Source organism: Rothia sp. 11254D007BW (assembly GCF_053548195.1).
This window is the reverse complement of record NZ_JBPWPK010000001.1, coordinates 1794705-1808670: the sequence shown is the minus strand read 5'-3', so window position 1 is coordinate 1808670 and position 13966 is coordinate 1794705. Positions and strand designations below refer to the sequence as shown.

15 protein-coding genes are annotated in these 13966 nt (G+C 60.6%); 13 read left to right on the top strand and 2 right to left on the bottom strand.

The genetic code is table 11. The annotated features are described in order from the left end of the window. The 10 genes from ACEE43_RS08065 to ACEE43_RS08020 all read left to right on the top strand — a co-directional run bounded on the left by ACEE43_RS08065 (nt 1) and on the right by ACEE43_RS08020 (nt 7658). Entirely contained in the window at nt 1-1275 is a 1275-nt protein-coding gene (locus ACEE43_RS08065) for a hypothetical protein (RefSeq protein WP_449107158.1), read from the top strand. Between the two features lie 25 nt (nt 1276-1300). Beyond that, nucleotides 1301-1654, top strand: a complete 354-nt coding sequence (locus ACEE43_RS08060; RefSeq protein WP_237187013.1) for a TM2 domain-containing protein — start codon at nt 1301-1303, stop codon at nt 1652-1654. Nucleotides 1655-1830: 176 nt separating this feature from the next. Continuing rightward, the gene (gene rpsF / locus ACEE43_RS08055; protein ID WP_135011322.1) at nt 1831-2136 is read left to right on the top strand and encodes a 30S ribosomal protein S6; all 306 of its coding nucleotides are present in this window, start codon (nt 1831-1833) and stop codon (nt 2134-2136) included. A gap of 88 nt (nt 2137-2224) precedes the next feature. Continuing rightward, complete coding sequence (locus ACEE43_RS08050) at nt 2225-2893, top strand: single-stranded DNA-binding protein (protein ID WP_237207639.1); 669 nt, start codon at nt 2225-2227, stop codon at nt 2891-2893. A 129-nt stretch (nt 2894-3022) separates the two neighbouring features. Further along, nucleotides 3023-3259: a 30S ribosomal protein S18 gene (gene rpsR / locus ACEE43_RS08045; protein WP_004005948.1), complete on the top strand. Its 237-nt coding sequence runs from the start codon at nt 3023-3025 to the stop codon at nt 3257-3259. Nucleotides 3260-3281: 22 nt separating this feature from the next. After that, nucleotides 3282-3731, top strand: coding sequence for a 50S ribosomal protein L9 (gene rplI, locus ACEE43_RS08040; RefSeq protein ID WP_449107157.1), 450 nt, complete (start codon nt 3282-3284; stop codon nt 3729-3731). 131 nt (nt 3732-3862) lie between these two features. Then, complete coding sequence (locus ACEE43_RS08035) at nt 3863-4189, top strand: hypothetical protein (protein WP_449107156.1); 327 nt, start codon at nt 3863-3865, stop codon at nt 4187-4189. A 347-nt stretch (nt 4190-4536) separates the two neighbouring features. Beyond that, nucleotides 4537-5826 carry a DUF418 domain-containing protein gene (locus ACEE43_RS08030; RefSeq protein WP_449107155.1) on the top strand — a complete coding sequence of 430 codons (1290 nt, stop codon included), beginning with the start codon at nt 4537-4539 and terminating at the stop codon, nt 5824-5826. A 357-nt stretch (nt 5827-6183) separates the two neighbouring features. Next, nucleotides 6184-6498, top strand: a complete 315-nt coding sequence (locus ACEE43_RS08025; protein ID WP_449107154.1) for a DMT family transporter — start codon at nt 6184-6186, stop codon at nt 6496-6498. A 23-nt stretch (nt 6499-6521) separates the two neighbouring features. Then, nucleotides 6522-7658, top strand: coding sequence for a glycerate kinase (locus ACEE43_RS08020; RefSeq protein WP_449107153.1), 1137 nt, complete (start codon nt 6522-6524; stop codon nt 7656-7658). Here the strand turns inward: ACEE43_RS08020 and ACEE43_RS08015 are convergent. Next, the gene (locus ACEE43_RS08015; RefSeq protein ID WP_449107152.1) at nt 7655-8698 is read right to left on the bottom strand and encodes an ABC transporter substrate-binding protein; all 1044 of its coding nucleotides are present in this window, start codon (nt 8696-8698) and stop codon (nt 7655-7657) included. The genes ACEE43_RS08020 and ACEE43_RS08015 overlap by 4 nt on opposite strands. Nucleotides 8699-8785: 87 nt before the next feature. After that, nucleotides 8786-9763, bottom strand: a complete 978-nt coding sequence (locus ACEE43_RS08010) for a siderophore-interacting protein (RefSeq protein ID WP_449107151.1) — start codon at nt 9761-9763, stop codon at nt 8786-8788. Between the two features lie 146 nt (nt 9764-9909). Here ACEE43_RS08010 and ACEE43_RS08005 point away from each other — a divergent pair, with 146 nt between their 5' ends. From ACEE43_RS08005 to dnaB, 3 genes are all read left to right on the top strand, one after another. Then, nucleotides 9910-10257, top strand: coding sequence for a hypothetical protein (locus ACEE43_RS08005; protein ID WP_449107150.1), 348 nt, complete (start codon nt 9910-9912; stop codon nt 10255-10257). Between the two features lie 9 nt (nt 10258-10266). Further along, entirely contained in the window at nt 10267-10632 is a 366-nt protein-coding gene (locus ACEE43_RS08000) for a hypothetical protein (RefSeq protein ID WP_449107149.1), read from the top strand. Between the two features lie 84 nt (nt 10633-10716). Next, the gene (gene dnaB / locus ACEE43_RS07995; RefSeq protein WP_449107148.1) at nt 10717-13938 is read left to right on the top strand and encodes a replicative DNA helicase; all 3222 of its coding nucleotides are present in this window, start codon (nt 10717-10719) and stop codon (nt 13936-13938) included. Nucleotides 13939-13966: the final 28 nt, after the last annotated feature.

Sequence of the window (13966 nt, the reverse complement as noted above, 5' to 3'; positions counted from 1 at the left end):
ATGGTTGAGCGCAAGAAAAAGGACGGCGAACAGTGGCTGGCCCGTGCCGTCTCCCATGCCCGTCCCGAGGCTGTGCGCGACACCTTCACCACCTCCATCCAGCGAGTAAGCCGAATCCCGGGCCAGGTCGGGGAGTTCTCCGGGCGCGCCGCCGGCGTCCTAACCCGCAAGGACGCCCGCACCGTCCGCGTCCGCCTTACCCTCACCACCCTCTTTGTCACCCTGCTCGCCATACTGGTCGCCGCTGTAGGCAACTACCTCTCCCTCACCCACACCCCCGAAGACAGCGTGGACCGCTACATGAGCGCCCTCGAACGCGGCGACTACATCGCCGGCATCGACCGCGGTGCCTACAGCGACTTCACCTACACCTACCTCACCAACTCCATCTACCGCGCCGCCCAGGGGCGCGTAGAAAACTACACCATCACCGGCACCAGCAAGGACGCCACCGGGCAGGTCACAGCCAGCGTCCTCGCCACCGTTGCCGGGCAAGACCACCAGCTCACCCTGCCACTCACCCAGGTGCCCCGCACCGGGCCCTTCAATGACAGCTGGCAACTTGCCACCCCCGCCCAGTCCTACCTCACCCTCACCGCGCCGGTGGCGCTCGCCGGGGTGCAGGTCAACGGCCAGTCCCTCGACCTTCCCGTTACGCGCCGTACAGAAACAGAGGCCGGGTATCAGTGGGTTATCCCCATCCTGCCTGGCACCTACGAATTCACCCTGCCCAGCAGCTCCTACTACACCCTCAGGCATGCCGACCATACCGTTACCGCTCCTCTACCGGGCGACGGAACAAGTACTCAGGAGCTCACCCTCGACGTGCGCCCGTCCCCACGCATGTGGAATGAAACCAACAACCTCATCACCTCCTGGCTAGAGCGTTGCGAAAGCGCTCGACGGTTGGATGCCCCGGGCTGCCCCGCCTCGATCCTCCACGGGGAGGACTCCACAGCTACTATCAGCGATGTCTCCTGGGAACTCACCGACCGCCCTGCCTTCTATCTGGTGCCAGACCGCACTGACCCCCGCGTCTGGAGGGCCTCACGCTACCGCCAGGCGACCTTCGAGGTTACCTACCTCGCTGATGGTAAAGCCCAACGAGAAATCATCCCCTTTTACATCAACGCTGAGGTAGTCTCAGATGGAGCCCAAGCAAGTATTAGCGTGGGCCTTGGTGGCAGTGAAGAAAGCGAAGCCCAGCTACGCCAAGCCATCGTGGAGGAAGAAGCCTCCAAATCCACCCTCCAAAAATTTGTGGCCTCACTCTAGGCCCACCTTCTAAAGGCAGGAGACCATGCCCGAACAGCCCCAGCATTACCAGCCCACCTACATTAACAATCCCGGTCGCGCCCGCTCCTTTGCGCAGGGCCAGCCGGTCTACATCGTGCAGGCCAAGTCCACCCTGGTGGCCTACCTGCTCTTCTTCTTCCTCTGGTGGCTCGGGGCCCACAAGTTCTACCTGCGCCAGCCCATCATGGGCATCTTCTACATCGTGGGTAACCTCATCGCGGGCGGTATCACCGCGGCTGTGCCCTTCATCGGCTGGATCTTCTACATCCCCCTGGTCATCGTTATGATCTGGGACCTCTTCACCATCCCCGTACGCGTCGGCTACCTCAACGCCCTCGCTAACCGCCGCATCTACTAATGGTGCTGTGAACAACACCGCTTTAACCGCGCCACCCCTGCCCAAACCGGGCGTCCTGCGGTAAAGTTGGTCAAGTCTGTGCTGGCACTCGGCCAACACCTGAGACCGGCCAGACCGTACGTAATCTCCTGCTATGGAAATCCCATAGCCGCTTAGCCCAAAGGAGGGGTTTAATCATGCGTGCATACGAACTGATGGTTATCCTCAACCCCGAGGTAGAGGACAAGGCCGTAGAGCCCACCCTCACCAAGTTCCTCGAAGTTGTCACCAAGGACAACGGCACCGTTGACAACATGGACATCTGGGGCCGCCGTAAGCTCGCTTACGAAATCCAGAAGAAGTCCGAAGGCATCTACGCCGTCGTTAACTTCACCTCAACCCCCGAGACTGCTGCTGAACTGGACCGCGTTCTGAACCTGAACGAATCCGTCATGCGCACCAAGATCATCCGCCCGGAAGATCAGCAGATCTCCTCCAAGTAAATGTTTGAGACGGGGCCCTGTTCACTAAAATGTCAGACCCCCGTGCAAAACTTCAAATACTTACTCTTATTACGACTGGAGGCATCACATGGCTGGCGATACCGTCATTACCGTCATCGGTAACCTGACCGGCGATCCTGAGCTTCGCTTCACCCCCAACGGGGCAGCGGTAGCTAACTTCACAATCGCTTCGACTCCCCGCAACTTCGACCGCGCATCGGGCGAATGGAAAGAAGGCGAAACCCTCTTTCTCCGCGCCAGCGTTTGGCGTGAAGCTGCTGAGAACGTCGCCGAGACCCTCAAGAAGGGCATGCGCGTCATCGCGCAGGGCCGTCTGAAGTCTCGCTCGTATGAAACCAAAGAAGGCGAACGCCGCACCAGCATGGAGCTAGAGATCGAGGAAATCGGTCCCTCACTCCGCTTCGCCTCCGCTAACGTATCCCGCAACCAGCGCTCAGGTGGCAACTTCGGTGGCGACCAGGGCTTCGGTGGCGGTTACGGTAACCAGCAGGGTGGCGGCTTCAACGCCGGTAACCAGGGTGGTTACGGTGGTGGCGCAGGGTACGGCAACCAGGGCGGCTACGGTGGTAACACCGGTGGCGCACAGCAGGGCAACTTCAATGCTGCCCCTGCCGCACCGGCAGCAGCCCCCCAGGCCGCACCGGCCCAGCAGGCACCTGCTGCTGACCCCTGGGGCCAGCAGTCCGGTGGCAACTACGACTGGGGCTCCGGCGCAGACGACGAACCCCCCTTCTAAACCCCGCGCAGGCACCGCCTGCACGGCAGAAGGAAAGGGACGCCGGGCGTCCTTCTTTGAACCAAGACAAAATATTCATCCATCCCGCGGTTTATCCCGCGGGCTCCCACCAGAAAAAGGAGCACCACGATGGCTAAGGCTGAAATCCGCAAGCCCAAACCCAAGCAGAACCCCCTGAAGGCTGCTGACGTCACCGTAATCGACTACAAGGACGTCGCACTTTTGCGTAAGTTCATCTCCGACCGCGGCAAGATCCGTGCACGTCGCGTCACCGGCGTGACCGTTCAGGAACAGCGCAAGATCGCTCAGGCAATCAAGAACGCCCGCGAAGTTGCACTGCTGCCCTACTCAGGCGCTGGCCGCTAAATCGATAGGAGAGTAGAAGAACATGGCTAAGATCATTCTTACTCAGGAAGTCACCGGCCTCGGCGCCGCTGGCGACGTTGTAACCGTCAAGGATGGCTACGCACGTAACTACCTGCTGCCCCGCGGCTTCGCAGTCACCTGGACTGTAGGTGGCGAAAAGCAGGTTGAGTCCATCCGCGCAGCCCGCGCTGCTCGCGCCAAGGCTAACCTCGAAGAAGCAAAGGCAACCGCAGCTGCTCTGGCATCAAAGCCCGTTGTTGTTGCTCACAAGGCTGGCGCTGACGGCCGCCTCTTCGGCACCGTCAAGGCTGAGCACGTTGCTGACGCCATCGAGGGTTCAGGCGCAGGCTCCGTCGACAAGCGTGCGATCAACCTCGGTTCCGCTATCAAGCGCACCGGCGTTTACACCGTTTCCGTGCGTCTGCACGAAGATGTTGTAGCTAACGTTGAGCTGGACGTTGTAGCTGAGTAATTCTCTTGAGGGTTATTCGCTAGGCTTCTAGCAGCATCAGGACGCCCCGTTCCCCCTTGGTGGGGGAGCGGGGCGTCTTTGCGTGGGCCAGCGGGTGCGGTTTCACAGGGGAGTCTGGCATGCTAGAGGGTATGGCTTTACAATCAACACCTTCTTCTACCCGTACCCGCCGCCCACAGAGCACTCAGATGCTGCTTGCAGCTGCGGTGACCGAGGGCCTGGCGGTGCTGACGCTGGTGTTGGCTTTTGTGGTGAACGTGGGGTCACCCTCAACGGTTCTGGCCACCTTCTTGGGGTTTATGGCTGTTTCTGTCGTAGCGGCTACCCTGGCCTTTGTGCTGGCCCTGGTGGGGCTGCTGCGCTTTGCCCGGCACACGGCCTGGTTCATCGTGATTCTGGTGGTGTCTGTGCTGGCTAACCCGGTGCTCTGGTTCTTCCTGATTGGCTACTTCTCCTAGAAGCTCCCCGGGGTGGCCGGTGCCTGCCCGCACCCGGGAAGCGCCCACGGACGTCCGCAAAAATACCCAGCTTGCTCCCAGGCAACTCAAAACCCAGTTCAAGCCTAGTGCGGTTATATGGATATAACAGCTCGAAAGGCTACAAGAAGCGAATGTGTGTGTGCTTCGAAAACCGGGTAATGCTGAACCCGGCTTTCACTCACCGATGGCGAGACCAGTATGGGGGTCTCGCCATCGATGTTTAAGTTGTTTTCACTGCTGAGGGTCTCTTTTCACCCGTCCGGCGGATGCGCTCTAGCTCCGTTTTCTCTAGGGTAGAAGTAGGTACCCACACACGAAAGGTCGCAATGGAGCACCCCACCCAGCCTTCTCATCGACAGCCACCACAGGCTCAGTCCACGCATGCCTTGGCTCCGCAGCCTCAGCCCTTACAGGCCCAGGCGTCATCCACCCGCTCGCGTATGCTGGTGCCCGATGCTGCCCGCGGGCTCATGCTCTGGGGCATTGCGGTAGCCAACGTAGCTACAGCCTGGGTGCTCTTTGCGGGCGGCCCGGCGTCTATGACCGGGCGGGTCGTCGATGGTAATTTCTGGGACAAACTGACCATCATGTTCACCACCTCCTTTGTGCATGCCCGCGGCTTCCCCATGTTCTCGACCCTGCTGGGCTTTGGGGTGGGGCTAATCGCCGCCAGCCTCTACCGGCGCGGCTACCCCCTACCGAAGGCCCGCGGGGTCATCGCCCGCCGCTACGGCATGCTGGCGATTTTCGGTGCTGTTCACATGGTCTTTCTCTTCTGGGGCGACATCATGCTGGCCTACGGCCTGATTGGCCTGTTCATGGCCTGCCTGATTGCGGTGCGCACCAAGGTCCTGCTCTGGGTCGCTGGAACGCTCTTTGCTGTGACCAACCTGGTGGCCCTGGCCGGGGTGCTCCTGCTTCAGGCGGTGCTGGGCTCTGGCCAGCTCCAGGAGCTACTGAACGGCGGCAGTGGTGATTTGTTGCAGGTCACAAGTTACTGGTCGGTACTGCTTAACGGCCTGATTGTGCTGCTGGGCAGCCTCCTCGGTGTACCCCTGCAGGCTTTCATGCTGCTCCCTCTGATGCTGCTGGGGTTTGTGCTGGCGCGAGAGGGCGTGCTGGCTGAGCCCGCGCGTCACCGCCGGGTACTGGTCTGGCTGGCCGGGGCGGGCCTGGTGGCTTCCCTGGGCACCGGCATCCCCGCCGGGCTTGAGGCCCTGGGCGTGCTGCATACCGGCATTTTTGGCATTCTCACCATGACCCTGGGCGTGCTGGGTGGCCCGGGCTTTATTGCCCTGCTGGCGCTGGCACTTGCCGGGGTTCAGGAGCGTGTGGACGCCGGCGCCCCCGTCCCTGCCCCGCTTCGACCCCTGATCGCCCTGGGCAAGCGGTCTATGACCGGCTATGTGCTACAGTCGGTAATTTTCTTGGTTGTCTTTGGCAGCTTTGCCCTGGGGCTCTTTGCGGACGCCGGTGCCTCGGTACTCCTGCTGGTTGGCACAGGCGGGTGGCTGGTGACGGTTCTCGTAGCGGTGGCCCTTGAAGCGGCGGGCAAGCCCGGCCCGCTAGAGGCCCTGCACCGCAGGATGTCCTATGGCAAGGGTGGGCTGAACTAGCTGAGGGGTGGAGGCTTCACCCGCGCCTGGGGCGCTGTCTAGGTTTCTTGGCGTGTGTGCACGGTTCTCTCTGCACACGAGCTAAGAACCCTAGACAGACTGCCGCTCCACATTCCCAGGCTGTGCACAGGAATGATATATAGGAGCTTAAGAAGGCTCCGCCATACTAGAGGTACAAGGTTCGAAAGAGCAGCCGCCCGCAGGGTGGCCCTGGAGAATCTCAAGAAAGCAGTAGTGTGTGTTTCTTGCATGGGGCCTAGCCCCGATGTGTAAATGTGTGTGTATGGACGAGGCCGGGTCGGGGGACCCGGCCTCATCGTTTTAAACTGTGCGAGTGCGCGCCTAGAATGGGTGCTTATGCACTGGCTTATTCTGATTATTTCTGGCCTTTTCGAAGCTGTCTGGGCAACTGCCCTGGGTAAGTCCGAGGGGCTGACCCGCTTGACCCCCACCCTGGTCTTTATCGTGGGTCTGGTGCTGAGCATGGTGGGCCTGGCCTATGCCATGCGGGAGCTGCCTACTGGCACCGCTTATGCTGTGTGGGTGGGGATTGGCGCAACCGTCACCGTCCTCTACGCCATGGCGACCGGCACGGAGCCGGTTTCCCTGCTTAAGGTGCTCTTCCTGCTCATGATTGTGGCGGGTATTGTGGGGCTGAAGGTCACCTCCTAGAGAGACAGGCGCATAATAGACCCATGAAGGTTTTACTCGCTGTCGATAAGTTCAAGGGCACTCTCACCGGCGCGCAGCTCACCGAGGCGCTCGCCGCCGGGCTAGAGGAGGCTGTCGGGTGTGAGGTCATCACCTGCCCCATAGCGGACGGCGGCGACGGCACCGTAGACGCCGCCCTGGCCGCTGGCTACAGCGAGGTCACTTGCACCGTCACGGGCCCCTTTGCCGGTCAGCCGGTGACCGCCCGCTACGCCTACTCGCAGGCTGAACGCACGGCCGTCCTCGAAATTGCTGAAGCGGGCGGCATTGCCCGCCTGCGCGAAGACCAGCTGGACACCTGGCGGGCCACCTCCTTCGGTGCCGGTGAGCTGATTCTGCACGCGGTGGGCGCGGGTGCGCGGACGCTCATTATCGGCCTGGGTGGGTCGGCCAGCACCGATGGGGGAGCGGGGCTCATGCAGGCGCTCGGTGTGACACTTCAGGACGCCGCAGGGTGCGACCTTGCCCCCGGTGGCGGGGCACTGGGGCAGCTAGCTTCTGTTGATGTGACCGGGCTTGACGAGCGCCTAGCCGGGGTAGAGATCATTATGGCGAGCGACGTGACTAACCCGCTGTGTGGCCCGTCCGGCGCTGCTGCGGTCTATGGACCCCAGAAGGGGGCTACTGAGGAGCAGGTTCCCCAGCTTGACCAGAACCTGCAAAAACTAGCCGATGCGGTAGAAGAAACCCTCAATGTTTCACGTGGAACATTCGCTGATTCTCCAGGCGCCGGTGCCGCCGGTGGCCTGGGCTTTGCCTGCCTGTCGGTGCTCGGGGCCACCATGCGCCCCGGCGTGGAGGTCTGTTTCGAGCTCACCGGCTTCCACCGGGCACTTGAGCAGGCAGATATCGTCATCACTGGCGAGGGAAAGTTCGACGAACAAACCCTGCAGGGCAAGGGTCCGGCAGGTGTGGCAGCAGAAGCCTCCGCCCGCAACCTGCCGGTCATTGCCGTCTGCGGAATCAGCGAACTATCCTCCGACCAGGCCCGTGCCGCCGGGTTCACCGCCGTCTACTCGGTCGTGGGTGACACCCACGCTACCCTGGAAGAATCCCTGGCCAACCCGCGTCCTTACCTCCACGAACTAGCGGCCACCATCGCCAGCGCCCACCTGCGCTAGGAAGCTGCGTGCGTGTTCTCTACAGCCCCTGCTAGGTCTGCAAGCAAGGTGGTCTCGTTGAGAGCCCATACCACTGAGAGTGGCGAGGCAGCAGAGAGGGCTAGCCCCTTCTGCTTGTCGGTCTCAAAGACCGTCGCATTATTCTTAAGGGCAGGCAGCTGGGCAAAAAGTTCATGGGAACGCACTGCCTCTGCTTCTTCAGTAGAGTTGGCCCAGGCCCAGATGACGTCGCACTCAACCTGGTCAAGAACCTCAGAAGAGATAGTCATATAGACACCCTCGGCCTCACCCTCATGCTCGCTAATGTAGGGGGCATTGACCATGCCAAGAGAGGTGAAGAACTGGGGGCGGGAGTCCTCTGAGGTGTAGGCGCCAAAGGTGTTGGCGGCGGTATCGAAGTAGCCGGCGATGAAACTTGCACCCTTCAGAACAGGGTATTCTGCAACTGCTTCTGCGAGCTTCCCCTCAACTTCTGCGATAAGGGAAGTGGCGTCGTCCTCCCGCTGGAGCATCTTCCCTGCCATCTCAAGGCACTGCTGCCAGCTGGTCTCGTAGGCCCCTACTCCTACCGGGGCAGGAATTACAGGGGCGATACCCGAGAGCTTATCGTAGACCTCCTGGGTCATGTCGCCGTAGGGGGAGAAAATGGCGTCAGGTTCTAGGGTGGCAAGGGCTTCGTAGTTGGGGCCGTCGGTCTCGTCGTAGCGAGTGGGCTCTTCGCCGCCCAGTTCGGTGAGCTTAGCGTCGAACCAGTCGGTGGAGCGGTTGGCATTCTCACCCCAGCTCACATAGGGGGTGCCTGCTGGGACTACACCCAGGGCAAGAAGGGCATCGGGGTTTTTCCAGGGCTGAACAACAGCAATTTTTTCAGGAACAGCATCAAAGGTGGTGCTGCCAAAGGCGTGCTCAACGGTATAGCTACCCCCACTGGTTTCTGATGTTGAAGAGGACGTGCCTGAACCTGTTGAGCAGGCGGAAAGGACGCCGGTGAGCGCGGTTGCTGCGGTGAGCTTGAGGAAGGATGCGCGGGTGAGTGTCATGAGTAAAACTTTCTTGTTAGGTGTGCCTAAATCTTTGTTTAAGATACCCTAAAAATTTGTTTTGTTTGATGACACCCTGTACCCAAACTACTTCTTCTTCCAATACCCCTTGGCATAGCCGTGGCCCTTGGGCACGCCCAGCTCCCGCCGCGCCCAGATACGCAGGGGGTGAATAGACCCGGACTCACCCGCCAACCAGGTACACACCGACCCCTCCGGCAGAGGGTAAGCCATCACGGCCTCAGCCAGCGCCCCGCGCCGGGTGGAATCCACCCAGACCACCTCAAAATGCTCAGGAGCAGCAATCACCTGCTGCGAGGCCTCCCCGGGCACCTCAATAAAGGCCGCGCCCCGGGCGCTCGCGGGCAGACTCTCAATCCAGCGGGCCATACCGGGCAGGCCACTCTCGTCACCGGCCAGCAGGTAGAAGTCGTAGTCGTCGCTGATGGAATAGCCCGACTTCGCCCCCAGAAAATGCGCGCTATCGCCCACGGCAACGGTGCGGGCCCAGGTCGTCCCAGCCCCGTGTTCGTGCAGCATGATGTTAATTTCCAGGGCCCCGGTGTGCTCGTCAAAGTTTCTGACCGTGTACTTGGCGGTGGTGGTCGGCTGGCTCCAGCGCGCCTTGCCCTTCTCGAAGGTCGGCGCGGGCAGCACCTCCCCCTTCTTGCCGGTCACCAGGTAGATGTACTCACCCACCAGCCCCTGGGCCTCAACCCGCTTGCCGTCAGCAGGCTCAGCAACCACCCGCATAACGGTGGGCGTCAGCTGCCCCACCTCGGTCACCCGGTAGTGGGAGTAGCCGCCCCGGTACTTGCCCGACTTCATCGGCTGCGGGTAGGACGCCCCCGCCCCGCCCCGGCTGCCCCCGGCATCTGAGGCGCGGGTTGGGTTCTGCACAGGGGAGGTCGCGAGCGCCGACCCCTGCCCGGCGGCGAGCGCCTTTTCCAGCTTCTCCACCCGCTTGAGCAGCTGCTTCTGCCCCTTCTTGAGGTACTTCACCTCGGCCTTGAGGCCCTTGAGCTGCTCCTTGGCGTCCTTGCCCTTGCTCTTTGTGCTGCCCACCGGCGTCCTTTCTCTGGCTACGACCAGCCCCTCTTGGCACTGGCCAGCTCAATCTCTAGTACATAAGTACTCTAGCTAGAACCCATGCTACCGAGATAAAGTTAAGCCCATCACACCAATGCAGTTGTGACATCAAGGAGGCACCCATGACAGCTACCTTCACCCCAACCAGCTCCCCACTGGGAAAGGCCGCCTGCTGGCTGACCTGGGGCGGGTTCAGCCTAGCGACTTTCACGCTCATTGCCTGGTTTGCATCGTTAGGCTTTTACCAACCTGACCTGGCCCTTGTTTTTATCCTCATCCCCCTCACAGGCTTTATAGGAATTGCCCTCTACAACCTCGGGCTGATTCTTGGCCTGGTTGCTATCTACCGGGGTCAGGCCAAGACGGCACTCCACTGGGGGCTCTGGCTCCCCATCGCACTGGTTGTCCTTCTCTTGCTCATCGCCTGGGTAGGGGCTCTTCTCTTACAAGGCTCAGCCCTGCACCCCTAGGAGAATCCCATGTCAGACATCACCCAACCCCACATCGCCGGTTTTCACATCGCCAACCCCCGCAATGCTAAGTCGGCTACCGTTCTGACGGCTATCGGCGTCGTCCTCATCCTGGCCCCCGTAGCGCACCTGCTCGCTGTTCCCCTCGGCGTCCTAGGAATGCCCGTCGCCAAAGAATGGGTAGCCTACAGTTACGACCCCTTTAGCGCCAATGTCCTTCTTGCTATCGTGGCCCTAGCCCCCGGCTACTTCTGCCTCCTCGCAGCCCTACGCCGCGCCCCCTCCATACCCCGCCTTATCGCAGCAGTCACTGCCCCCACCCTGGTACTGCTCTATGCCCTCTTTGCCGTCTACTACTACCTCACCAGCATCTAGTCTCACAGCGAAGCGGTGGTCTCCGGGCGCTCGCAGGTGAGATGATAGAAGCTCATCATATTCTTCACCACCGAGGGGGCCGCCTTGTCTGAGAGCCAGTCTGAGTTCGTCCGCACACCGCCGCACGACGACACCGCCGAGCAGTCGGTACTGGGCGGTATGATGCTCTCCAAGGACGCCATCGCCGACGTCGTTGAGGTCATCGGCGGCGGCGCTGACTTCTACAAGCCCGCCCACGAGATGATCTATGAGGCCATCATCCACCTCTACGGGCACGGCGAGCCGGCGGACGCCATCACCGTAGCCGACGAGCTGACCAAGCGCGGTGAACTGAACCGCGTGGGCGGCGCAGCCTACCTGCATTCCCTGATTGCGGGCGTCCCCACCGCCGCTAACGCCGGTTTTTACGCCGAAATTGTGGCCGAGCGCGCCATGCTCCGCCGTCTGGTTGAGGCAGGCACCAAGATTGTTCAGCTGGGCTACTCCGGCGACGGCGAGGCCGAGGCCTTGGTCAACGCCGCTCAGGCCGAGATTTACGGCGTCTCTGCCAACAACACCAAGGAAGACTACGTCCCCCTCTCTGAGGCCATGAATAGCACGGTCGAAGAGATTGAGGCCAACGGCTCCCGCGACGGCGGCATCCACGGCGTGCCCACCGGCTTCATCGAGTTTGACGAGCTCACCGCCGGCCTGCAGGCTGGGCAGATGATTGTGATCGCCGCGCGTCCGGCGATGGGTAAAGCGCTTGCCCTTGACACCCCTATCCCTACCCCCACAGGCTGGACCACCATGGGCGATATCTGCGTGGGCGACACCGTTCTGGGCGCAGACGGGCACCCTACGACTGTCACGAACGCTACCGACGTGATGACCGGGCGTCCTTGCTTCAAGGTCATTTTTGATGACGGAACCGAAATCATTGCGGACGCCGAGCACCAGTGGCTCACAGAAACCCGCGCGTCCCGTCGGGCACGCTCGTCAGCTCTGGCGGGTTCAGGCGGGGGGCGTGTGCGGATGTCTGTGGGCGCGCAGGTGCGCACCACCGCTGAGATTCGTGAGACGGTTCGCTGCGCGACGGCTGACCGTCGAGCCAACCACTCTATTACCAATGCCCGCCCGCTCCAGCTGCCCGAAGCTGACCTGCTGGTTGCCCCCTACACCCTGGGAATTTGGTTAGGTGATGAATCGACTGCTCTGGCACCAGATGTTGAGAGCCTGTGCACTCTGGGCGTTCTGAATAATAAGCACATTCCTATGCAGTACCTGCGGGCCTCTGAAGCGCAGCGCCGAGCTTTGCTGGCAGGGCTGCTCGATAGCGACGGCACCGTTACAAATGCCGGGTGTATTCAGTTCACGGTTACGAACCGCCAGCTGGCGTACGATACCCAGGAGCTGGCGCTTTCTTTGGGGTACCGCACGGGTATGGCAACGAAAAAGGTCAAGGGCAGTAGCGAGGCTACGTCGACGGCCTACAAGCTGACCTTCTCTTCCTCTGATTCTGTTTTTGCTCTGTCTCGCAAGAATCAGATGCACCGTGACCGCGATGCCCGTCCGACCGCTAAGCGAAGCTCTCGCTACATTGTTGCTGTGGAGCCTGTTGATTCTGTGCCGGTGCGCTGTATTGAGGTAGATAACGAGCAGCATCTTTTCTTGGCTTCTCGCGCTTTTGTACCCACCCATAATTCTACGTTTGCCCTAGACATCGCCCGGTCTGCTGCCATTAAGCACGGTATGACCACGGTGTTCTTCTCCCTGGAAATGGGCCGCAACGAAATCGCTATGAAGATTCTGTCGGCTGAGGCTGGTATCAATCTGTCTGATTTGCGTAAGGGCAAGCTGGACGATGATCAGTGGGCCAAGATTGCTACTGCCATGGGCAAGATGGACTCCGCTCCGCTCTTTATCGACGATTCACCCAATATGACCCTGATGGAGATTCGCGCTAAGGCCCGCCGCCTGAAGCAGAAGAATAACCTCAAGCTGATTGTTCTGGACTACCTGCAGCTGATGAGCTCGGGTAAGAAGGTTGAGTCGCGCCAGCAGGAAGTCTCGGAGTTCTCGCGTGCTCTCAAGCTGATGGCTAAGGAGCTCGAAGTGCCTCTGATTGCCCTCTCACAGCTGAACCGTGGCTCTGAGCAGCGTACCGATAAGAAGCCGCAGGTATCGGACCTTCGCGAGTCGGGCTGTCTGACTGCCGATACTCGTGTGCTTCGCTCTGATACGGGAGCTGAAACAACGATGGGTGAACTTTTTGAGCAGGGCGCTCAGGACGTCCCGGTATGGTCCCTGGGGGACGACATGCGTTTCGTGGAGCGGCACCTGACCCACGTCTTTTCTACGGGCGTGAAACCTGTGTATCGTCTAACGCTAGCATCGGGTAAGACCCTGCGCGCTACCGCCAATCACCCCTTTTTTACCTACACAGGTTGGAAGGGGCTGGGTGAGCTTGCAGTGGGCGATCGGTTGGGCGTACCCCGCCATGTTAACGGGCCGTCTGCCCGGACGCACTGGAGCGACGAGCAGGTCATCGAAGCTGCTTCCACAGCGCCTGTGCTGGGGGTTCCCTCTGAGGTATTTTCCTTACCGAAAGAGCAGATTCGCCTTTTTCTGCGCTCAGTGTTCTTAGGCGTACAGACTGTAGATTCATCGGTTACGGTAAATCTGCCTCGACCGGTTGCTGAGCAGGTAAGCCTTCTGCTTCTACGTTTTGGTATTTCAACGGTCGTTGAAGATGGTTCTCTGTCTGTGACTGAGTTGGATGATTTAGTCCGGTTTAGCTTTGAGATTCAAGAAATCGAGATTCCGGACGCCGGTGTTCCGCTGGGTAGGAATGAGCAGGTCTGGGGGCAGGTAGGTGATGTTTTGAGCGAGCCTACCCGAGTAGCTGATGCTCTTACATCTGCTGGCGTACGCACGAGTGCTCCTGTGCTGACTCAAGTAGCTAGCGTCCTTGATGCCGCTGAGCTCGACATGCTTGCGGTCAATGACCTTTTCTGGGACACCGTCACTTCTATCGAGTATGAGGGGGAAGAAGAGGTTTTTGACGCCACTGTGCTAGGGAACCACAACTTCATCGCCAACGGCATCACCGTTCATAACTCTATTGAACAGGATGCTGACATGGTCATTCTCTTGCACCGTGAGGACTACTACGAGAAGGAATCAACCCGCGCAGGCGAGGCGGACGTCATCGTCGCTAAGCACCGTAACGGCCCCACCAAGACTATCGCGGTCGCCTTCCAGGGTCACTACTCGCGCTTTGCCAACATGGTGCACGACTCTTACACCGGCACCGAAACCTTCTAGCCCCAGCCTAAAAGTAACCCCCGGGAGT

Bases quoted from the DNA above. Each gene is read 5' to 3' on its own strand.
- ACEE43_RS08005 (WP_449107150.1), top strand. From the start codon at position 9,910: ATGACAGCTACCTTCACCCCAACCAGCTCCCCACTGGGAAAGGCCGCC.
- ACEE43_RS08050 (WP_237207639.1), top strand. From the start codon at position 2,225: ATGGCTGGCGATACCGTCATTACCGTCATCGGTAACCTGACCGGCGAT.
- ACEE43_RS08025 (WP_449107154.1), top strand. From the start codon at position 6,184: ATGCACTGGCTTATTCTGATTATTTCTGGCCTTTTCGAAGCTGTCTGG.
- rpsF (WP_135011322.1), top strand. From the start codon at position 1,831: ATGCGTGCATACGAACTGATGGTTATCCTCAACCCCGAGGTAGAGGAC.
- ACEE43_RS08030 (WP_449107155.1), top strand. From the start codon at position 4,537: ATGGAGCACCCCACCCAGCCTTCTCATCGACAGCCACCACAGGCTCAG.
- ACEE43_RS08035 (WP_449107156.1), top strand. From the start codon at position 3,863: ATGGCTTTACAATCAACACCTTCTTCTACCCGTACCCGCCGCCCACAG.
- rplI (WP_449107157.1), top strand. From the start codon at position 3,282: ATGGCTAAGATCATTCTTACTCAGGAAGTCACCGGCCTCGGCGCCGCT.
- ACEE43_RS08000 (WP_449107149.1), top strand. From the start codon at position 10,267: ATGTCAGACATCACCCAACCCCACATCGCCGGTTTTCACATCGCCAAC.
- ACEE43_RS08065 (WP_449107158.1), top strand. From the start codon at position 1: ATGGTTGAGCGCAAGAAAAAGGACGGCGAACAGTGGCTGGCCCGTGCC.
- ACEE43_RS08020 (WP_449107153.1), top strand. From the start codon at position 6,522: ATGAAGGTTTTACTCGCTGTCGATAAGTTCAAGGGCACTCTCACCGGC.
- ACEE43_RS08060 (WP_237187013.1), top strand. From the start codon at position 1,301: ATGCCCGAACAGCCCCAGCATTACCAGCCCACCTACATTAACAATCCC.
- rpsR (WP_004005948.1), top strand. From the start codon at position 3,023: ATGGCTAAGGCTGAAATCCGCAAGCCCAAACCCAAGCAGAACCCCCTG.
- ACEE43_RS08015 (WP_449107152.1), bottom strand. From the start codon at position 8,698: ATGACACTCACCCGCGCATCCTTCCTCAAGCTCACCGCAGCAACCGCG.